Source organism: Vibrio salinus (assembly GCF_021272385.1).
GTDB lineage: Bacteria > Pseudomonadota > Gammaproteobacteria > Enterobacterales > Vibrionaceae > Vibrio > Vibrio salinus.
Genome location: NZ_JAJSDZ010000005.1, coordinates 672065 through 693253, shown reverse-complemented (window position 1 = coordinate 693253; position 21189 = coordinate 672065). Strand labels below are relative to the sequence as shown.

Genomic DNA, 21189 nt, shown 5'->3' with positions numbered 1-21189 from the left:
AATGACAACTTACTAAGGTTTAATCTGACTGCTTCTCTTTCGTTGTCACCTTATAGTCTTTTTCCATTTTATGTACTTCTTCAGTGCTGCTTTCTTCAGCAAAATCCACTTTTAAGCGGGCCATCTGACGGATAACCTGTGATGCCGCCAGTTTACGCATTTCATCAACAATCATGGATTTTTCCATCGATTTTGCCAGTGCGGTTAAAGGGTTATCCAGGTAGCTTCTGGTCACACTCGTTTTAAACTGGCGTTCACCAATATCCGGGATTGTTATACGGTAGTTGATGGTCAGTGTCAGCTCTTTTTCAGCCGTCCGGGTGTTTTGATAGACTGACAATGTTCTTGAAGTCAGAGACTCGGATGTCAGGTGTAAATTCGGAATATTTTCAGCAGGCGAGACAATATCTACGTTACTTTGCGTCAGTTGCTTTTTCATCAATCGGGTAAATGTGCTGTATTGGTCATAACTGGTCACAGACAGCTTATCTAACTGTTCCGGGACACTGTAATCGCCTCTCAGGTGAAAACCACAAGCACTGAGAACAGAGGCTATAATACTGACGAAGAATAGCTGTCGGATAAAGGATACGTTTAATTGCATTCGGTTTATATCTCGTTATGACTAAAACTTATCTAAATTCATTTTTGGAAGAAAATGAGTTTAGATAAGTAAACAGGAATCAACTCCTGTTTACTTTTTATGACAAAAAACGAACTAGTTCGCAACGATGTTTAGTAGTTTGCCCGGAACGTAAATCACTTTACGTACGGTGAGACCATCTGTGAATTTTTTCACATTTTCGTCCTCTAGACCAAGTGTTTCAACCTGTTCTTTTGTTGCGTCTGCTGCAACAGTAAGTTTTCCACGTAGCTTACCATTGACTTGAAGAACAATCAGTTTTTCATCTTCAACTAATGCTTTTTCGTCAAATGTTGGCCACGATGTATGATCGATATTTTTGATACTCATCGCTTCTGCCATTTCAAAGCAAATGTGCGGAGTGATGGGATACAACATGACAACAATCGCCTTCAGAGCTTCATCCATGATGGCACGATCCTGCTCATCATCCTGTGGCGCCTTCGACAATTTATTCATCAGTTCCATGATGGCAGCAATGGCTGTATTGAATGTCTGACGACGTGCAATATCATCGGATACTTTTGCAATGGTTTTATGAACATCACGACGCAGATTTTTTTGTTCTGTATTCAGTATTTCTGTATTGACAGTTGAAGCCTCACCTTGAGAATTATGCTGAAGCACCAGTTTCCAGACCCGTTTCAGAAAACGATTTGCGCCTTCTACTCCGGATTCCTGCCATTCCAGAGTCATATCTGCAGGGGATGCAAACATCATAAATAAGCGGACGGTGTCTGCGCCATACTTATTCACCATTTCCTGAGGGTCGATACCATTGTTTTTCGACTTAGACATTTTGATCATGCCAGAGTGCACAACCTTGCGGCCTTGATTATCGACTGCTGAAACGATGTGTCCTTTACCGTCACGTTCAATAGTAACCTGTGTAGGAGAAACCCACTCTTTGGTTCCTTTTTCGTTCTGGTAATAGAAAGCGTCGGCTAAAACCATTCCCTGGCACAGTAACTGTTTGAATGGCTCATCCGATGTGACATAACCGGCATCACGCAATAATTTGTGGAAGAAGCGAGAGTACAACAGATGCATACAGGCATGTTCAATACCACCAACGTATTGATCTGCAGGTAACCAGTAATTGGCTTTTTCCGGATCCAGAATATCATCGGCATTAGGTGAACAGTACCGGGCGTAATACCACGAAGATTCCATAAAGGTGTCGAAAGTATCGGTTTCACGAATAGCCGGTTCGCCATTGAATGTGGTTTGCGCCCATTCTTTATCTGCTTTAATAGGGCTGGTTACTCCATCCATTACAACATCTTCAGGCAGAATAACCGGTAATTCTTCAACCGGAACCGGATGAACGTTACCGTCTTCTGTTGTCACCATCGGAATCGGTGCGCCCCAGTAACGTTGGCGGGATACGCCCCAGTCGCGGAGACGGAAGTTGACGGTTTTTTGTCCTTTCCCTTCTGATTCCAGCTTGGCTGAAATGGCATCAAACGCTTTTTGGAAGCTCAGGCCATCGAATTCACCAGAATCAAACAGTACGCCTTTTTCGGTGTAGGCTACTTCGCTGATATCTAACTCAGAGCCATCAGCGGGTTTAATTACCGGGATGATATCCAGACCATATTTTGTTGCAAATTCATAGTCACGTTGGTCATGGGCCGGTACCGCCATTACGGCGCCGGTTCCGTAATCCATTAACACAAAGTTGGCGATATAAATTGGCACTTCACGACCATTTAAGGGATGAATGGCGGTTAAACCGGTATTGATCCCTTTTTTCTCCATTGTCGCTAGTTCAGCTTCTGCCACTTTGGTATTTTTGCATTCATCAATGAATTTAGCCACATCAGGATTATTTTTCCCTGCAATCGTAGCAAGAGGGTGTCCGGCGGCAATACCGACATAAGTGACACCCATTAACGTATCCGGACGAGTGGTATAAACTTCCAGATCATCCTGACCGTCAACTTTGAATTTTAGTTCGACCCCTTCCGAACGGCCAATCCAGTTCCGTTGCATGGTTTTAACCATTTCCGGCCAGCCATCCAGATTATCCAGATCATCAAGCAGCTCTTGCGCGTAGGCTGTGATTTTGATGAACCACTGAGGGATTTCTTTTTGTTCTACTGGCGTATCGCAACGCCAGCAACATCCATCTTCAACCTGCTCGTTTGCTAAGACGGTCTGGTCGTTGGGACACCAGTTTACGGAAGAGGTCTTCTTATAAACTAAACCTTTTTCATACAATTTGGTGAAGAAGCCCTGTTCCCAACGGTAATATTCAGGGCGGCAGGTCGCAAACTCACGAGACCAGTCGTAACCAAAGCCCAGCAGCTTCAGCTGGTTTTTCATGTATTCAATATTTTCATATGTCCAGGGAGCGGGTGCCGTATTGTTTTTTACGGCGGCATTTTCAGCTGGAAGACCGAATGCATCCCAGCCAATCGGTTGCATTACATTTTTACCCTGCAGGCGCTGGAAACGGGAAATAACATCACCGATAGTGTAGTTACGAACATGTCCCATATGAAGTCGGCCACTTGGGTATGGGAACATAGACAGACAGTAAAATTTTTCTTTATTCAGGTCTTCAGTGACTTCGAAGATTTTATTTTTTTCCCAGTACTCCTGAACTTTTTGTTCAATTTCCTTTGGATTATATTGTTCTTGCATCGATGATATCCGGTTATCTTGGAATTTGTGAGTTCAATTAGAACAGATATTAGTAGATCCGCATAGAATACCTAAAGCGGGACAGCACAACAATAGCCAATATAGATTGTGGGAGCTCTGTTATGTCAAAACGTCAAAGTCAATACGAAAAACTGTTATCGGAAGTGATCAAAACGTTAAAGCAAAGCCCAAAGGAGATTGAAAATATTATTGATACCTCTGAAAAAGCCATTGAAGCCGCATCTGATATGACTAAAGATGAGCTGGAGCTGATGTCAGCCTATCTGCGCTCTGATTTAAAGGAATTTTCAGAGAGTTTTGAAGAAAGTAAAAGTGGCTCTTTCTATCTGATGATTGAAAATTCAATCTGGGAAGGGCTGGCATCCATCACTGATAAGACCTGTCTCGAATGGAATGAAATGTTCAGTGAACTGGAAAAGCGGGGAGTATACCAGAAAGGCGACCTGATTAGTTTCGGTACGTTAATCTGTGATAAATGTGGTCACAAAGAGGAATATAACCATCCTTGCGAAGTGATTGCCTGCACCCAATGCGGCCATAAAACGTTTAGCCGCATTGGTGTTAAGCACTAAAGCCATTTATCGGAGCGTTTACTGTTTTTTCTGCTGATAAGGCAGGCTGACAGTAAAATGAGTGCGGATAAACCATATAATGGCCATGAACCGAATCGGTAATAAGGCGTTTTGCCTTTTGTTGATTCTATTGTGGCCCGGAGCACTGCGGTTTTAAACTGTGGTAGTTGTTTTATTACTTGTCCTTTAGCGTTTGTAATAGCGGTAATTCCGTTGTTGGTCACCCGGATTAATGGTTTCCCAAGTTCAAGTGCCCTCATTCTGGCAATTTCCATATGTTGAAAAGGCCCTATGGAGTGGCCGAACCAGGCATCGTTAGATAATGTTAAAATAAAATCAGTCTCATTGGTGACATTTTCTCTGACTTGCTCGCCAAAGGCGATTTCATAGCAGAGGGCTGATACGAAATGTCTTCCGTTCACCGATAGGTTGGGCTGAATGTAACTGCCTGCTGTAAATGACGACATTGGCAGGTTAAAAAGGGGGGCCAGCGGTCTCAGCAACGTCTCAAAGGGAACAAATTCGCCAAATGGAAGCAGGTGATGCTTATGATAGCGGTCTTTCAGGTTGAGAGAGTAAGGGGCTTTTTGCCCTGCACCCATCGTCAAAATACTATTGTAGAACTTGCCCGTTTCACTCTGGTTTAATATTCCGGTAACAATCGAGCTGTGCTTTTGTCGGGCTGCATGATCTAAACTGGTAAGAAACCCCGGTAACTCATATTCAAAGGCCGGTACAGCAGCCTCAGGCCAAATGATAATGTTGGCATCCCAGTTTTCCTGAGTTAAATCGGTGTACTTAATGATGGTCGGCCAGCGTTCGCCCGGTAACCATTTTTTTGCCTGATCAATGTTTCCCTGAATCAGGGCAAAAGAGGTTTTGGTCGTATTATCCGGTGTTACCCAGCTTTGGGCATTCAGAAGACTTCCAAGGCTCCAGAATAAAACCGGAAAGATCAGCCACCGGAGTTGTTTTTTCAATATTGAGTTAGCGACAGCACCTGAACAGATAATAATGATAAAGCTAATGGCTTCTACACCTCCAATCGGGGCATATTGGGCGAATGGCGTGTCGACTTGGCTGTAGCCAATCCATAGCCATGGGAAACCGGTAAAAACCCATCCTCGTAACCATTCATTACACAGCCAGAGTACCGGTGCAATAAGTAACAGCCTGAAAGTCGTATTTTGGCTGAACCAGCGGTTTAATACCCAGCCAAATAATGCCGGGTAAATGGCGAGATAACAGGAAAGAAGAAGCATCAACGCAAAACTGACGATTCTCGGTACTCCCCCAAACGTATCAATGCTGACATGAACCCATGAAATGCCGACACCAAAATAAGCGACACCCCACAAAAAGCAAAGCCAGGCGGCATTTTTAGGGGGGCGATCCCTGAGAAGAATTAGTAATCCTGTTACAGATAAAAAGATGATAGGCCAGTAGGAATAGGGGGCAAAGGCCAAAGGGGCAATGGCACCAAAAATAACGGCCAGAAACGGCCGTATCATTATTTGAATTTTATGCATACCAAACTGAAGAAGTATTATGATTATGCAGAACTATATCAGTTCGTTGGTATTTCTGTCACATTTTCTGTATCAGGAGTGGTAACCTGAAGCTGGATAATACGTCGGTTATCCGCGCTGGAAACCTTAAACTGGTATTCGTTGATATGAACGACTTCTCCCCGGCTGGGCAGATGACCAAACGCCGTCATGACGATACCGCCAATCGTATCCACTTCATCATCTGAGAATTCAGTCCCAAATGTTTCGTTAAAGTGATCAATTTCTGTTAATGCGTTGACTGAAAAGGTATGTTTACTTAGCTGTCGAATTTCATTTTCTTCCTGATCGTCCGTTTCATCCTCTATATCACCAACGATTTCCTCAAGAATATCTTCGATAGTGACCAAGCCTGAAACACCACCGAACTCATCGACAACAATAGCCATATGGTAGCGTTCTTCACGAAACTCTTTCAGTAACCGGTCTACCCGTTTACTTTCCGGAACAACAACGGCAGTACGAATCACTTCTTCAATATTAAAAGGGGTGCTTTCCGAGCCAAGGTATTTGAGAAGGTCTTTGGCCAGAAGGATGCCTTCAACATGGTCTTTATCTTCACTGATAATGGGGTAGCGGGAATGTTGGGCATCAGTAATTAACGCAATTAGTGAATCCAAATCGTCGTTTCTATCGATAGTTACCATCTGAGAGCGGGGGATCATAATATCTCTTACCCGCATATCAGATATTTGCATGACACCTTCGAGCATGTCTTTTGTGTCATGGTCAATAAGGTCATTTTCTTCGGAATCCCGAATGACTTCAACCAGCTCTTGTCTATCTTTAGGGTCACCCTGAAAAAGCTGACCAATACGTTCAAGTAAAGTCTTTCGACTCGGACCATCTGAATTTTGCGAATTATCTTCGTTCATTTTTACTCTGTTGGATAACGCTATCAAACGTGTGATAGCTCACATTGTAGATCGGATAATCATTTGTGTGATCTGTTCAACGAACTACAGTTTTTCTATTAAATACGGGTCTTCAAATCCCATTTTTATTAGTATTTCAGCTTCAAGAGACTCCATCTCTTCCGCTTCATTGTCTTCAATATGATCATAACCTAACAGATGAAGACTACCGTGTACAACCATATGCGCCCAATGTGCAAATAAAGTTGTATTTTGTTCCCGGGCTTCTTTTTCAACCACCTGTTTGCATATGACCAGATCACCAAGCAGGTTAATTTCTATTTCTGGTGGCGCATCGAACGGGAAAGATAATACATTTGTTGGTTTATCTTTTCCCCGATATTGAAAGTTTAGCTGATGGCTTTCTTTTTCATCAACAATTCTGACGGTTACTTCTGCATTTTCTTGAAAAGGAGATATGGCGGAAGTTAGCCAGGACTGAAAGAGTTCTAAGGAAGGTAAATCATCTTCTGATTCCGATGCGATTTGTAAATCCAGTTCAATACTCATGATTGATCAGGCTCTTTGTTATGGGTTGAAGTAAGTTCAGATTTTTGGATTTCAAGGAGTTTGGCCTCTCTTTCTTCCCGCCGGCGCTGCTCATAGGCTTTGCGTTCTATCTGATCCTGACGTTCCCATCTTTCATAGGCATTAATAATACTTGCCACAACCGGATGACGCACTACGTCATCAGCCTGAAAGAAATTGAAACTGATTTCGTCAACATCACTTAGGACTTCAATCGCGTGGCGTAAACCGGATTTTGCACCACGAGGTAAGTCTATCTGGGTGACATCGCCGGTAATGACTGCCCGTGAATTAAATCCGATACGGGTCAGGAACATTTTCATTTGTTCTACGGTCGTGTTCTGACTTTCATCAAGAATAATAAAAGCATCATTCAGGGTACGGCCTCTCATATAGGCCAGAGGCGCTACTTCGATAACGTTTCGCTCAATCAGTTTTTCAACCCGTTCAAAACCCAGCATTTCGAAAAGTGCATCATAAAGAGGTCTTAAGTAAGGGTCGACTTTCTGACTGAGATCGCCGGGTAAGAACCCTAGTTTTTCACCGGCTTCAACGGCGGGGCGCGTTAAGAGAATGCGACGAATCTCCTGACGTTCTAAGGCATCCACAGCAGCTGCAACTGCTAAATAGGTTTTACCTGTACCGGCCGGACCAATGCCAAACGTAATATCATGAGTGACCATATGCACCAGATATTGCGCCTGATTTGGTGTTCTTGGCTTAATGATGCCTTTTTTTGTTTTTACGAAGACTTCCTTACCATGGCCAATCGAAGATTCTGTATTTTGTTCTAATACACCACATTCTTTGATCGCCAGGTGAATCTGTTCCGGTTCAATGTCAGGGGTATTGCCGCGTACCGGGGCAGTGTTCACATAAAGGGTTTTCAGAATATCAACAGCCGCGCTGGCTGTGTGAGGTTTCCCTAAAACAGTAAAATAATCACTGCGGTGATTGATTTCCACGCCCAGACGGCGTTCAAGTTGTTTAATATTATCATCGAAGGGACCACACAAGCTGGAAAGACGACGGTTGTCTGATGGTTCCAAAGTTACTTCTAGAGTAATGATTTTATTGCTCAAATTAGCCTCTCTGTTTTGTCATTCAGAAAGTCCGATTACGACCGGACTTCCAATGACAATGTATAGCAGATTAGGGAGTAAAAGTAGCGACTCCCAGTTCATCTTCACGTTTTGTTTTCTGCATCATTTCAGATGGTGACACCACAACACGAAGATTCATATCTTTTTCGGTTCTTACTAGTTCACCACGAAGAGAATTTGGAAATACATCTACAATTTTAACATCAACAAACTGACCGATCAGTTCCGGTACGCCTTCAAAGTTTACGATTCGGTTGTTTTCGGTTCGTCCCCGAAGCTCCATCACATTTTTCTTTGATGTCCCTTCAACCAGTATCCGTTGTTCTGTTCCAAGCATGAGTCTTGAATACCGCATGGCCTGGTTATTGATGGTTTGCTGAAGTTCGTATAAGCGTTCTTTTTTAACCTGTTCACTTAGATCACAGGGATAGTCCGCTGCCGGTGTTCCCGGGCGGGGGGAGAAAATGAAGCTGAAGCTCATATCGAAGTTGACATCTTTGATTAATTTCATCGTATCCTGAAAATCTTTGTCGGTTTCTCCCGGAAAGCCCACGATAAAATCAGAACTGATTTGGATATCGGAACGGGCCTTACGCAGTTTGCGGATGATGGACTTATATTCAATGGCCGTTTGCGGGCGTTTCATCATGGTCAGAATCCGATCGGAACCACTCTGAACCGGAAGATGAAGAAAACTGACCAATTCCGGTGTGTCTTCATAAACGGCAATAATATCATCGGTAAATTCCATCGGGTGACTGGTCGTAAAACGAATACGATCAATACCGTCAATGGAAGCGACAAGTCTAAGCAGTTCAGCAAACGAGCAAATATCGCCATCAAATGTTGGCCCGCGATAGGCGTTGACGTTCTGCCCAAGCAGGTTAACTTCCCGGACTCCCTGTTCGGCCAGCTGTGCAATTTCATACAATACATCATCCAGAGGTCGGCTGACTTCTTCCCCTCGGGTATACGGTACCACGCAGTAGGTACAGTATTTCGAGCAGCCTTCCATAATTGAAACGAATGCTGTCGGGCCTTCCGCTCTGGGTTCCGGCAAATTATCAAACTTTTCAATTTCAGGGAATGAGATATCCATCACCGGGCTATCGGTTGTCTGAGATTGTTGAATCATCTCAGGCATACGATGCAGGGTCTGGGGGCCCCAGATGACATCGACAAACGGTGCCCGATCCCGGATATGCTCGCCTTCCTGAGAAGCCACACAACCGCCCACACCAATGATAACACCAGGCCGGGTATCTTTTAGTGTTTTCCAGCGACCTAATTGGTGGAACACTTTTTCCTGAGCTTTTTCACGAATAGAACAGGTGTTAAGTAATAGGACATCTGCTTCATCTGGATTTTCTGTCAGTTCATAGTCATTTTCTGCACTCAGCAGGTCGACTATTTTTGATGAATCGTATTCATTCATCTGGCAGCCCCAGGTTTTTATTAGCAGTTTCTTACTCATCTCTCTTTCGCTCGTTTCGTTAGTAATAAAAATAAGAGCCGTTCGCTCATAAGCGGCGTATTGTACTGCTTTAAAACTCGGCTGACTAGTCGATCACTGCAATCCGGTACAGGAAAGGATGAATTTCATCTAACCCTTTATTTTTCATGGTTTATAAGAAAATTTAATTCACAATTCTGACCTGATACAATAGATGTCATTGATATGTTTTTATAACTCATTGAGCGGTAGTAAAAAATGAATAATCACCAGGTTGTAATTATCGGTGGAGGGATGGTTGGTGCGGCCCTTGCGTTAGGACTTGCGAAGCAGGGAATGGCGGTGGCGCTTGTTGAAAATAATCAGCCGGTTCCGTTCGAAAAGAGTCAGTCGGCGGATTTAAGGATTTCTGCTGTCTCAATGGCCAGTGTTGAATTGTTAACAGAGCTGGGGTGCTGGGAAGCCGTGGTTTCGATGAGGGCCTGCCCTTACCGGCGTTTGGAAACCTGGGAAGACCCTGAGTGTCGTACCCGTTTCAGTGCTGACCATCTCGGGCTCGAACAATTGGGTTTTATGGTGGAAAACCGGGTGCTTCAGCTGGCACTATGGCAGTCGTTAATCAACGAGCCGTCCGTGACGTTTTATTGCCCGGATATGCTTCAATCTTTCCGTCAGCGTGATGACAGTGTCGAATTAATTCTGGGGTCCGGTGAGAAAATAACGGCTCAGTGGATTATCGGTGCGGATGGGGCAGATTCGAAAGTTCGTCAGTTAGCCGGGATTGGGGTTACCGCCTGGGATTATCGCCAGCATTGTATGCTTATCAATATCGATACACATCGGGAGCAGCAGGATATAACCTGGCAGAGGTTTTATCCTTCCGGGCCCCGTTCATTTTTGCCGTTTGTGGGCAGTCAGGCTTCTCTGGTCTGGTATGATGCTCCTCAACGTATCAAACAGTTGATGATGATGGACAATTCGCATCTTGAAGAGGCGATCAAAGTGGCTTTTCCGGACGAATTAGGGGAATTTACCGTGTTAAACAAAGGAGGTTTTCCTTTAGTCAGACGTCATGCACAACACTACAGTAAAGGGAGAGCGGTGATTGTCGGTGATGCGGCTCATACCATCAACCCGCTCGCCGGTCAGGGCGTTAATCTGGGCTTTAAAGACGTGAAATCGTTATTACAGAAAATAAACAAAGCGTCGGGTATTACCGAAGAAGGGTTGAAAAAATATTATCGTCATCGGGTTGTGGATAACCTTGCGATGCAGTCGGGAATGGACTTCTTCTATAAGACATTCAGTAATGAACTGGGCCCGGTAAAGCTGGCAAGAAATGCATTGCTGAAATTTGCTGACAGGTCAGGGCCTATCAAAAAAGAAGTGCTTAAATACGCGATTGGTCTGAAGTGAGAAGACAACGACAAAAAGGCGCACGGTATGCGCCTTTAGTCTGAACGTCTTACTAAATAATAGGGATTACTTAGTTACACGAAGAACGGGGGTTTCACCAACAACAACAGAGCCTGATAATTTGTTTAGCTCTTTGATTTCATCCATGTTTGAAATAACAACAGGAGTCAGAGTTGATTTTGCTTTTTCTTGTAGGAAAGCAAGATCAAATTCAATGATGGTGTCACCTGCTTTTACGGTTTGACCTTCTTCAGCGATACGTGTAAATCCTTCGCCTTTTAGCTCAACTGTGTCGATACCAAAGTGTACAAACAACTCAACGCCATCATCGGATTCGATAGAAAATGCGTGGTTAGTTTCGAAAATTTTTCCGATAGTACCATTGACTGGAGCAACCATCTTATCGCCAGATGGTTTTACAGCTATGCCATCACCAACAATTTTTTCTGCGAAGACAACATCTGGCACGTCTTCAATGTTTACAATCTCGCCAGAAATTGGTGCGATGATTTCAATTGCACCCGTTTCGGTGTTTTCGTCTGACACTAGCTTCTTAAGTTTATCGAACAGCCCCATTATGCCATGCTCCTAAAAGTTAGAATAATTGTATGAATATAATATACCAGACATATGCAATAGACGAGAAATTTTCACGTCTATTGCATTGGTAAGTTTATATTATTGTGAGTTTTTAGCGATAAAATTGTCAACACAAGCCTGAATTTCTTCAGCTGTTGGCAATGAAAGTGCTTTATCTGCCATTGCTTTTACTTCAGCAAAGTTGGAATTGCGTATGATTTTTTTCACTTTAGGGATAGAAATACCACTCATTGAAAATTCATCCAGCCCCATACCTAACAGAAGTAAAGTTGCTCGTTCATCACCAGCTAACTCACCACACATACCCGTCCATTTACCTTCGGCATGCGATGCGTCAATGACCTGTTTGATAACCGACAGAACCGCCGGAGACAGTGGGTTATAGAGATGAGAAATCATTTCATTTCCCCGGTCAACAGCAAGAGTATACTGAGTCAGGTCGTTTGTTCCGATAGAGAAAAACGCGACTTCTTTTGCTAAATGATGAGCAATCGCAGCGGCGGCAGGTGTTTCAACCATGACACCAATTTCGATATTTTCATCAAATGCAAGGCCCTCAGTACGTAACTCTTCTTTGTATTGCTCGATAGCGGCTTTTAGTTCACGAATCTCTTCAACAGAGATAATCATAGGGAACATGATGCGAAGTTTGCCGTGTGCTGATGCACGAAGAATGCCACGTAATTGATCGCGCAGAATTTCGCGACGATCTAAGCTGATACGAACAGCACGCCAGCCAAGGAATGGGTTCATCTCTTTTGGTAGATCCATATATGGAAGGTCTTTATCGCCACCGATATCCATAGTACGGATGATAACAGCCTGATCACCCATCGCTTCAGCTACTTCTTTGTATGCTTCGTATTGCTCTTGTTCTGTTGGTAATTGGCTGCGATCCATAAACAGGAATTCTGTACGATAAAGTCCAACACCTTCACCGCCATTACGGATGACTCCGTCACAATCTTTAACTGTACCAATATTACCGCAGAGTTCGACCGTATGACCATCGGTTGTTTCTGCATGAAGATCTTTCAGTTTTGCCAGTTCTGCTTTCTCTTCCTGAACAGAGTTGCGAACCTGTTCGGCTTCTGCCAGTTCTGCTTCAGAAGGAGAAATAATGATTTTATTGTTGATTGCATCAACAATAATGGTCTCACCGTTTTTCACTTTTTTAGTGATGTCATTGGTTCCGACAATGGCAGGAAGCTCAAGAGAGCGGGCCATAATTGACGTGTGAGAAGTTCTGCCACCAATATCAGTCACAAAGCCCAGAACGTAATCCAGATTGATTTGTGCGGTTTCAGATGGTGTTAGATCATAAGCAACAAGAATAACTTCTTCATTAATTGCGCTTAGATTAACAACGTTAATGCCTAATGCGTTTTTTACAAAACGTGAACCGATATCTCGGATATCCGTTGCACGTTCTTTAAGGTATTCGTCATCTAAAGATTCCAGTGCAGATGCCTGTTCTTCTATAACGGTATGAATTGCGTTATCTGCGTACAGCTTCTCATTTTTGATCAAAGCCAAAATTTCTTCTTCCAGCTCTTCGTCTTCAAGAAGCATAATGTGGCCTTCGAAGATAGCCTCTTTTTCTTCACCAAAAGTTTCCAGCGCTTTTTGCTTTATCACTTCCAGTTGTGCTTTGGATTTGTTTCTTGCGTCATAAAAACGTTGAACTTCTGTATCAACCTGACTTTCAGAAATAGAGTTTGTATTTAGGACAATTTCATCTTCTTGAAGTAGTAGTGCCTTACCAATAGCAATACCTGGAGATGCTAGGATGCCTGAAATCATAGCTTTACCTTAAATGGTCAACTTTAGTATCGTTTTAAAAATAAGTATCAAATAAAAATATTTGATAAAAATGAAAAAAATCATGTATACATTAAGGCCATTTAGCAGAGCTAGATGGCCTTAATAGTATAGAACATGAATTATTCTAAGTGGTCCATCAGTGCAACCAAATGATCAACAGCTTGTTGGGCCTGTGCACCATCTGCAGAGATAGTGACAACAGTACCTTTAACTAAACCCAGAGTTTGTAGTTTGAACAAACTTTTCGCGCTTGCACTTTTACCGTTAGAAGTAACCGTAATTTCTGCATCGAAACCCTTTGCTTCTTTTACAAATTGTGCTGCCGGACGAGTATGAAGACCATTTTCTGCAGTGATTTCTACTTGCTTCTCGTACATTTTATTTACCCCAATATAATTTATTTTATGTTTGTTTTTTTAACTCTCGCTGTCTTAACCGATTAGCAAAACTAACAAAAAATGTCAGATTCAGATTGTGTCAGCATGAGTTGAAAACTGTTTCGTGGTTGTATCATGTCATTAGATACCCGACGAATTCTATAAATATATATCTTTATTTTGAAGCTTAAAATAAAGTACGCCCGATATTACCAAAGGTGTGCTAAGGATCAACAAAAAAGCCCCATAAATGGGGCTTTTTTTTAATTAAATTTGATTTGACCACGTATTATTGCTCATTCTCTTTGTCGGTAAATATGCCTGCAAAGAGAGCTGTACTTAAGTAACGTTCACCTGAACTTGGAAGAATAACAACTATATTTTTATCTTTAAATTCAGGCAGTTCTGCAAGTTTATTCGCGGCAACGACTGCTGCGCCAGAAGAAATTCCTGCAAGAATGCCTTCTTCTTTCATCAGGCGGCGTGACATTTCAATAGCATCGTCTGATTTTACCGCTTCAACACGGTCAACCAGATCTAAATCAAGGTTAGTTGGGATAAAGCCGGCACCAATACCCTGTATTTTATGTGGTGCAGGTTTTATTTCTTCGCCAGCCAGTGCCTGAGTGATAACTGGTGATTCTGCAGGTTCAACTGCGACGGAAATAATGTCTTTTTGCTTTTTCAGATATCGGCTTGTACCGGTAATTGTACCTCCGGTTCCCACACCTGCGACGAAAACATCAACTTTACCTTCTGTGGCTTCCCAAATTTCAGGTCCTGTTGTTTTTTCATGAATTTCAGGGTTCGCCGGGTTATCAAATTGTTGCAGCATTAAATATTTTTCAGGGGCACTGGCAACGATTTCAGAAGCCTTATCGATGGCTCCTTTCATGCCTTTTGCTGCTTCAGTCAGTTCTAGATTTGCACCAAGAGCTTTTAATAATTTACGACGTTCGATGCTCATAGATTCCGGCATTGTCAGAGTCAGCTTGTAGCCACGAGCTGCCGCGACAAAGGCTAATGCAATACCAGTGTTACCACTTGTTGGTTCAACAAGTTCGATTCCTGATTTTAATTTGCCAGATTTTTCAGCGTCCCAAATCATGTTTGCGCCAATACGGCATTTAACGCTGAAGCTTGGGTTGCGTGATTCTACTTTCGCAAAAATGTTGCCTTTGCTGACTTTATTTAAACGAACAAGAGGTGTATTACCGATTGTTAGTGAATTATCTTCGTAAATCTTACTCATTGCAAAATTCCTTTATTACACGTCTTACCCCGAAAGGGCCGGTGTTTATTTAACACCTTTAGGTTATGTGTATAGAGCTTAAGCACTAAAAAAAAATCGTAAAGAACTAAAAAGTTATATCTTATAGGTATAAAGGATACAGAATGACCAGTCTGTGATACCTATCTACGAGTTATTGATGATGTTGTTTAAACTGCTCAACCCACATCGCGGTTGCACCACAGATGGCGACAGGCATGACGAAGAGATTGATAAACGGAACGGTTGTAAAAAAGGCGACCAGAATACCGAAACTATAAACACATCCTTTCTTTTGTTTCAGATTCATTCTCATTGTATTGAAGCTGACTTTATGGTTATCAAACGGGTAGTCACAATATTGAATTGAGCACATCCAGGAAGCAAAGAGGAACCACACCACAGGTCCGATGGTTTGTCCGATGCCCGGTATAAGAAGTAAAATAAAAAGGCCGATCATTTTTGGCAGAGTATATACAAGTTTGCGCCATTCCCGGGCAAAAATACGGGGAATATCTTTGAAAAAAGCCCCCAGACCTTCGTCTGCCTGTTTATGCCCATCGAGCATACGTTCCACTTTTTCGGCTAACAGCCCGTTGAAAGGGGACGCGATAAAATTCGTTAATGTTGTGAAATAGTACATTGAAACCACTAAAACGGAGATGGTCAACAGTGGCCACAGCAGGTAACTGAGCCAGGATAAAAAGCCGGGTAAATAAGACATAATACTATCGACCCATACATTCATCTCTCCCAGAACGTAATAGAGACCTGCACCAATCAGAATTATATTGGCAAGTAATGGGAGAAGAACAAATCGGCGTAGGCCCGGAGTGGTTGCAAGCTTAATACCGTAGAAAAAATAACCAAAACCGGAACGTTTATTTGTCGACATCCTTTGTTTCCTGTAACTGACATAAAAATTTAGCGTATTCTAACACGCATGAAATCGCTCAAAAGGGATTAAAAGTTAGAAAAATATAAAGTTATATTTAAGTTCTTACATTTAATTGTTCAAAATAGAGCACAAATTTTGTTAAAGTGGGTAGATTAATTGGATAGTATTCTCATATATACTGTCATTTATAACAATATTGATCTCAATTAATCATCAGAAACTGAGAGTTTAAAATGCAGGAATTGCGATTCGTACTCATCGTCGTCGGCTTATTAGCGATTGCAGCGCTACTGTTTCATGGCCTATGGACAAGCAGAAAAGAAGGGAAGTCGAAATTTAATGATAAACCTCTTGGTAAAATGGAGAAGAACGCTTCCTCTGAAAAAACAAAACAAAAAAAGAAACGAAAAGAGCCTGGATTTTCAACTGAAGACTCAGAGGTAGATCCTCTGATTGACAGTTCATTTGATAATATTGACGATCCACTGGTTCAGTCATCTGATGCCGATTATTTAACAAAAACAATTGATGAAGTTGAACATGAACTTGATGAGCAGATAAGGGTATCAGAGCCTGATGTTGAAGATGAACTACCGGCATTTGATGCTTCTTTGCCTGATGATGTTTCTTTCCCAGTGGGTGAACAACCGGCGGCTAAAGAGGTTGCTCCTGATGAAGAGTTTGAAGTGATTGTGCTAAATGTTCATTGTGCCGGCACAACGCCTTTTGTTGGAACTGAGCTATTTGAAAGTATGCAGAATAACGGTCTTCTTTATGGCGAAATGGATATTTTCCACCGTCATGCAGATCTTTCTGGAACGGGTAAAGTTCTATTTAGTGTCGCAAATATTATGCAACCGGGAACATTAAAACATGATGACCCGGCAGAATTTACAACTAAGGGCATTTCTTTCTTTATGACCTTGCCCTGTTTTGGAGACCCGGAACAAAACTTTAAACTGATGCTGAAAACAGCACAGCAAATTGCAGATGATTTAGGTGGAAATGTGTTGGATGAACAAAGAAATCTGATTACACCTAATAAAATTGATCAGTATCGGAAGCAAATTCAACAATTTAAGGCCACAAAACAGAATAGTTAATTAGATTCGATGTTGAAAAGGCTCCTTATGGGGCCTTTTTTCATCATATCGAGAGAAAAATACATGCAAAACGTAGAAAAGCGAATTCAAGAGCTAAGAGAGACGCTCAATCATCACTCTATTTTGTATTATGTTGAGGATGACCCTCAGATACCAGATGTTGAATATGACCGGTTAATGAAGGAACTGATGCATCTGGAGCAGGAGCATCCTGAGTTAGTTACACCAGATTCTCCAAGCCAGCGGGTTGGTGGTGCGCCTTTATCCGGTTTTTCAACTGTTCAGCATGAGATTCCAATGTTATCTCTGGATAATGCGTTTGATGACGAAGGTATCGATAATTTCTTTCGAAGGGCGTCCGAACGTTTGTTGGGGAATGCTATCGATTCTTTTTGCTGCGAACCTAAGCTGGATGGGCTAGCGGTCAGTATATTGTACGAAAATGGTATTTTGGTCAGAGCTACAACACGTGGAGACGGTGCTGTCGGGGAAAATATCACGGAAAATGTTCGTACGATAAATTGCATACCGTTGAAACTGAGAGGTGATGATATACCAGACAGAATCGAAGTCCGTGGTGAAGTATTTATGCCGAAAGCGGGGTTTGATGCTTTGAATGAAGCGGCCGCGAAAAAAGGGGAGAAAACGTTTGTTAACCCCCGTAATGCGGCAGCAGGCAGTTTACGTCAACTGGATTCTAAAATTACCGCGACACGTCCTTTAAGTTTTTACGCATACGGACTCGGTGTTGCGGAAGGCGTTGAGTTAGCGGATAGCCATTACGGGCGTTTAGAACAATTAAGGCATTGGGGAATGCCCATGTGTCCGGAAACCAGGAAAGTGTCGGGTGGTCAGGATGTTAAGTCTTTTTATCAGTCTATAGCCGAAAGGCGGGATTCATTATCCTATGAGATTGATGGTGTTGTGATTAAGGTGAATTCCATTTCACTTCAGGAACAGTTAGGTTTTATTTCCCGGGCTCCTCGCTGGGCTATCGCGTATAAATTTCCGGCTCATGAGGAAATGACCCGGTTAAACGATGTTGAGTTTCAGGTTGGACGAACCGGTGCAATTACTCCGGTCGCTAAACTGGAGCCGGTTTTTGTCGGTGGCGTGACGGTCAGCAATGCTACGTTGCATAATGCTGATGAGATTGAGCGGTTAGGTGTCATGATCGGAGATACGGTGGTTATACGTCGTGCCGGTGACGTGATTCCTCAGGTTGTTTCTGTTGTGAAGGACAGAAGGCCGGAATCCGCAGAGAAGATAGTGTTTCCTGCCCATTGTCCGGTATGCCATTCGGATGTTGAACGTATTGAAGGTGAAGCCGTTGCAAGGTGCAGTGGTGGCCTTGTGTGTCAGGCCCAGAGAAAAGAGGCTCTGAAGCATTTTGTTTCCAGAAAAGCCATGGATGTGGACGGTCTGGGCGATAAAGTCATCGAGCAGTTGGTTGACAGAGAAATGATCGCCTCACCGGTCGACTTATTTAAGTTAACTGCCGGGCAACTGACCGTGCTGGATCGCATGGGACCGAAATCGGCCCAGAATGCGATTCAGGCGCTGAATCAGTCTAAAGAAACGACCTTACCGAAGTTTTTGTATTCTCTGGGCATTCGCGAAGTTGGAGAAGCGACGGCGACGAATCTGGCGAAGCATTTTGGCTCCTTGGACTTGGTGATGCAGGCTTCAAAAGAACAGCTTGTTGAAGTTACCGATGTCGGGGATATTGTGGCCAGTCATGTGATCGGCTTTTTTTCGGAAGAGAAAAACCGACAAGTTGTACAGCAGTTGGTTGAGCAAGGTATTCGTTGGGAGAACCTTGATACGATGGATGTCGATGAGACACCAAAACCGTTAGATGGAAAAGTCGTTGTTCTTACCGGCTCATTATCAAAATTGACCCGTAGCGAAGCGAAAAATGCTTTAGAGCAACTTGGTGCTAAAGTCACGGGAAGTGTATCGAAGAAAACCGATATTCTGTTTGCTGGTGAGAATGCCGGTTCCAAGTTAACCAAAGCCGAAGCTCTCGATATTGAAATCAGGTCGGAGCAGGATTTGTTGGATTTGATCAGTAATTAGTCCGTCTACTATTTAAGGGGAAGTGGATATGAATATCAGTGAAGTGGTAAAACTGACAGGTTTGACCGCTAAGTCGATTCGCCTATATGAAGACAAAGGGTTAATTACCCCGCCTCCCCGGGGTGAGAACGGTTATCGCCACTACAACCGTACTCACTTAGACGAGTTACAACTGATAGGAAGAGCGAAGCGCGTTGGCTTCAGTCTGGAAGAATGTCGTGCCTTAGTGGCTCTGGCGAATGATCCGGAAAGACGAAGTGCTGCTGTAAAAGAAAAAGCTCAGGAAAAACTTGTGCAGGTAGAAGCGAAACTCAGCGAGCTTGAACAGATCAAACAACAACTGGAGCATTGGATCATGGAATGCCCGGGCAATGACGATAGTGATTGTCCTATTATCGATGACCTGACAGGAAGCTGTCATCAGTAGAGAATCATTTTTTTCTGACAACGAGTCTGAATCCATCGTAATCCGAAATCGTCACGATCGAACCGGCAATAATAGGTGTTTTTGTTGTTGCCAGCCAGTTTACCTGACCAATTTGCATTGAAAAGTCACCTTCTAAAACAATTTCGTCTAAACGAAATGTGCGGCCTATCAGTTGTTCTGCATATGGATGTGGAAAATCACTCTTTTTTACCGGGCGGTGATAAAGATTGTTTCTCAGCCATAACCAGCATGTCAGAATGGAAAAACCGGCAAAAGCCTGCCATTGAATATCCCAGGAAACATCATGAATACATAAAAGAATCCCGATGGATAACGCCGAGAATCCGAGCCATAAAAAATAACCGCCGGTGTTGATTAATTCTAAGGTAAGCAAAACCAGCCCTAAACTTAGCCAGTGTATAAAATTGATTTGTTCTACAAGTTCCGCCATTTTGCCCTCACAATGATTTATGCGAAAAATTAAGCGGGAGATTTCTCATGCGCATTTGTTAGCAAATTAAGATAGGTAAAACTGTTGTCTCAAATGTTAGGAAATATGAAGTTTCTTATGTTAGAAACAGGTTGTTTTACTGTAATGATATTACCCCGTTATTCAGAATGATAAGCGAAAGAGGAAGTTCAGAGTTGAGACAAATAAAAAAACAGGCCAGTGTAACCGAAATTACACTGGTTTATCGAAGAGCGGATAATTTCTGAATTAGTAAAGCAGAGAATATAACTGGCGGCGATATTTGTTTGCTAAAGGATTTCCCTGACCAAGTGCATTTAAAATATCCATAAAGATTCGTTTCATTTCACCATCAAGAACGTTTAAATCTCTGTATAAGAATGACCAAAGTAGCTCAAGCGCTTCTTCATCACGATTAACTTCGTGATATTTTGCGGCCAATTCTTTAGCAATGTCCGGGTTACAGTCTGAAGTCGAGAACGAATTTTCCAGTGCTGCAATCTCCGGGCTGTTAGCAGCCTCTGCGTGAAGCTCCAGTTTTGATATCAGACTTTGATAATACGTATCTTTATATTCCAGAGGAATATGTTCAAGAAGCTGAGCCGCAATATCAAATTGATTGGTTTCAATATAACATTCTGCCAATGCCAGTTTCACATCCCCTTTTTCTTTCATTGGTTCTGGTAATGCAGTCAGAATGGGTAACGCATTTGTATGATCTCCGGAGCTGACCATCTGCAGAGCTTGCGTTAGATTCATTTCATCCTGACTGGGTAGGTGTTTTTCCAGCATATTTTTCACGGATTCAAGGGTTTGTGGGCCACCAAGACCATCGACTGGCTGTCCCTTGGAAAATAATGCCAGTGTTGGTAATTCCTGAACACCACATTGCATTGCAATGGTTTGATCAGCCTGGCAATCTATCAGAGCTAGCAGGAAAGCGCCATTGTACTGGTCTGCTAATTGTTTTAGTGGTGCGAGTAGCTGTTGGCTTTCTTCACTTGCCGGAGCCCAGAAATACAAAAGAACGGGTTTCTGTAAGGACCCGGTAATGATATCCCGAAAATTTTCCTGGTTCACATCGACGTAATTATTATTTTGCAGCATAGGGATTCCTTGGCTAAAGCGATTTCAACTTATTAACAAATATGGGCTGAATGCATTAAATTCAAGAGTAAAAAAACCATCCACAAAAGAGGATGGTAACAAAGTAGTAATGCTGTGCGAAATTGTCTTATAGGGAGATTATGACAAGTATTGCAATAAATAGTCCTA

Annotated in this window: 19 protein-coding genes; 5 read left to right on the top strand and 14 right to left on the bottom strand. The window is 42.7% G+C overall.

What is annotated here, in order from left to right; genetic code table 11:
• Positions 1-19: 19 nt before the first annotated feature.
• Together LRQ06_RS03340 and leuS are read right to left on the bottom strand one after the other, a co-directional pair.
• Positions 20-604, bottom strand: a complete 585-nt coding sequence (locus LRQ06_RS03340; protein WP_232765023.1) for an LPS-assembly lipoprotein LptE — start codon at positions 602-604, stop codon at positions 20-22.
• A gap of 114 nt (positions 605-718) precedes the next feature.
• The gene (leuS, locus tag LRQ06_RS03335) at positions 719-3292 is read right to left on the bottom strand and encodes a leucine--tRNA ligase (protein WP_232765022.1); all 2574 of its coding nucleotides are present in this window, start codon (positions 3290-3292) and stop codon (positions 719-721) included.
• 122 nt (positions 3293-3414) lie between these two features.
• On the opposite strand from leuS, the gene LRQ06_RS03330 reads away from it, so the two are divergent.
• Complete coding sequence (locus tag LRQ06_RS03330; RefSeq protein ID WP_232765021.1) at positions 3415-3885, top strand: zinc ribbon-containing protein; 471 nt, start codon at positions 3415-3417, stop codon at positions 3883-3885.
• On the opposite strand, the gene lnt is transcribed toward LRQ06_RS03330, so the two are convergent.
• The 5 genes from lnt to miaB all read right to left on the bottom strand — a co-directional run bounded on the left by lnt (position 3882) and on the right by miaB (position 9472).
• Entirely contained in the window at positions 3882-5396 is a 1515-nt protein-coding gene (gene lnt, locus LRQ06_RS03325; protein ID WP_373054804.1) for an apolipoprotein N-acyltransferase, read from the bottom strand. The two genes, LRQ06_RS03330 and lnt, sit on opposite strands and share 4 nt — an antisense overlap.
• A 56-nt stretch (positions 5397-5452) precedes the next feature.
• The gene (gene corC / locus LRQ06_RS03320; RefSeq protein ID WP_232765019.1) at positions 5453-6328 is read right to left on the bottom strand and encodes a CNNM family magnesium/cobalt transport protein CorC; all 876 of its coding nucleotides are present in this window, start codon (positions 6326-6328) and stop codon (positions 5453-5455) included.
• An 84-nt stretch (positions 6329-6412) separates the two neighbouring features.
• Positions 6413-6877: an rRNA maturation RNase YbeY gene (gene ybeY, locus LRQ06_RS03315; RefSeq protein WP_232765018.1), complete on the bottom strand. Its 465-nt coding sequence runs from the start codon at positions 6875-6877 to the stop codon at positions 6413-6415.
• Positions 6874-7977 (bottom strand): PhoH family protein, encoded by a 1104-nt coding sequence (locus LRQ06_RS03310; RefSeq protein WP_232765017.1) that lies wholly within the window; start codon positions 7975-7977, stop codon positions 6874-6876. The genes ybeY and LRQ06_RS03310 overlap by 4 nt, the downstream gene beginning before the upstream one ends.
• Positions 7978-8047: 70 nt before the next feature.
• A complete protein-coding gene (miaB, locus tag LRQ06_RS03305; protein WP_232765016.1) occupies positions 8048-9472 on the bottom strand; it encodes a tRNA (N6-isopentenyl adenosine(37)-C2)-methylthiotransferase MiaB in 1425 nt (474 codons plus the stop codon).
• 237 nt (positions 9473-9709) lie between these two features.
• Between miaB and LRQ06_RS03300 the strand changes: the two genes are divergently transcribed.
• On the top strand, positions 9710-10867 hold the full coding sequence (locus LRQ06_RS03300) for a 2-octaprenyl-3-methyl-6-methoxy-1,4-benzoquinol hydroxylase (RefSeq protein ID WP_232765015.1): 1158 nt from the start codon (positions 9710-9712) through the stop codon (positions 10865-10867).
• A 66-nt stretch (positions 10868-10933) separates the two neighbouring features.
• Here LRQ06_RS03300 and crr read toward each other — a convergent pair whose 3' ends face one another.
• From crr to cysZ, 5 genes are all read right to left on the bottom strand, one after another.
• A complete protein-coding gene (gene crr / locus LRQ06_RS03295; protein WP_232765014.1) occupies positions 10934-11443 on the bottom strand; it encodes a PTS glucose transporter subunit IIA in 510 nt (169 codons plus the stop codon).
• Between the two features lie 102 nt (positions 11444-11545).
• The gene (ptsI, locus tag LRQ06_RS03290) at positions 11546-13270 is read right to left on the bottom strand and encodes a phosphoenolpyruvate-protein phosphotransferase PtsI (protein ID WP_232765013.1); all 1725 of its coding nucleotides are present in this window, start codon (positions 13268-13270) and stop codon (positions 11546-11548) included.
• 140 nt (positions 13271-13410) lie between these two features.
• Positions 13411-13668 carry an HPr family phosphocarrier protein gene (locus LRQ06_RS03285; protein ID WP_232765012.1) on the bottom strand — a complete coding sequence of 86 codons (258 nt, stop codon included), beginning with the start codon at positions 13666-13668 and terminating at the stop codon, positions 13411-13413.
• Between the two features lie 289 nt (positions 13669-13957).
• A complete protein-coding gene (gene cysK, locus LRQ06_RS03280; RefSeq protein WP_232765011.1) occupies positions 13958-14920 on the bottom strand; it encodes a cysteine synthase A in 963 nt (320 codons plus the stop codon).
• Positions 14921-15092: 172 nt separating this feature from the next.
• Entirely contained in the window at positions 15093-15833 is a 741-nt protein-coding gene (gene cysZ / locus LRQ06_RS03275) for a sulfate transporter CysZ (RefSeq protein ID WP_232765010.1), read from the bottom strand.
• A gap of 236 nt (positions 15834-16069) precedes the next feature.
• Between cysZ and zipA the strand changes: the two genes are divergently transcribed.
• From zipA to cueR, 3 genes are all read left to right on the top strand, one after another.
• Entirely contained in the window at positions 16070-16939 is an 870-nt protein-coding gene (gene zipA / locus LRQ06_RS03270; protein WP_232765009.1) for a cell division protein ZipA, read from the top strand.
• Positions 16940-17002: 63 nt separating this feature from the next.
• The gene (ligA, locus tag LRQ06_RS03265) at positions 17003-19018 is read left to right on the top strand and encodes an NAD-dependent DNA ligase LigA (RefSeq protein ID WP_232765008.1); all 2016 of its coding nucleotides are present in this window, start codon (positions 17003-17005) and stop codon (positions 19016-19018) included.
• A 28-nt stretch (positions 19019-19046) separates the two neighbouring features.
• Positions 19047-19445 (top strand): Cu(I)-responsive transcriptional regulator, encoded by a 399-nt coding sequence (cueR, locus tag LRQ06_RS03260; RefSeq protein WP_232765007.1) that lies wholly within the window; start codon positions 19047-19049, stop codon positions 19443-19445.
• Between the two features lie 4 nt (positions 19446-19449).
• Here cueR and LRQ06_RS03255 read toward each other — a convergent pair whose 3' ends face one another.
• Both LRQ06_RS03255 and LRQ06_RS03250 read right to left on the bottom strand, forming a co-directional pair.
• Complete coding sequence (locus tag LRQ06_RS03255) at positions 19450-19896, bottom strand: NfeD family protein (protein ID WP_232765006.1); 447 nt, start codon at positions 19894-19896, stop codon at positions 19450-19452.
• 267 nt (positions 19897-20163) lie between these two features.
• Complete coding sequence (locus LRQ06_RS03250) at positions 20164-21018, bottom strand: co-chaperone YbbN (RefSeq protein WP_232765464.1); 855 nt, start codon at positions 21016-21018, stop codon at positions 20164-20166.
• Between the last annotated feature and the right edge of the window lie 171 nt (positions 21019-21189).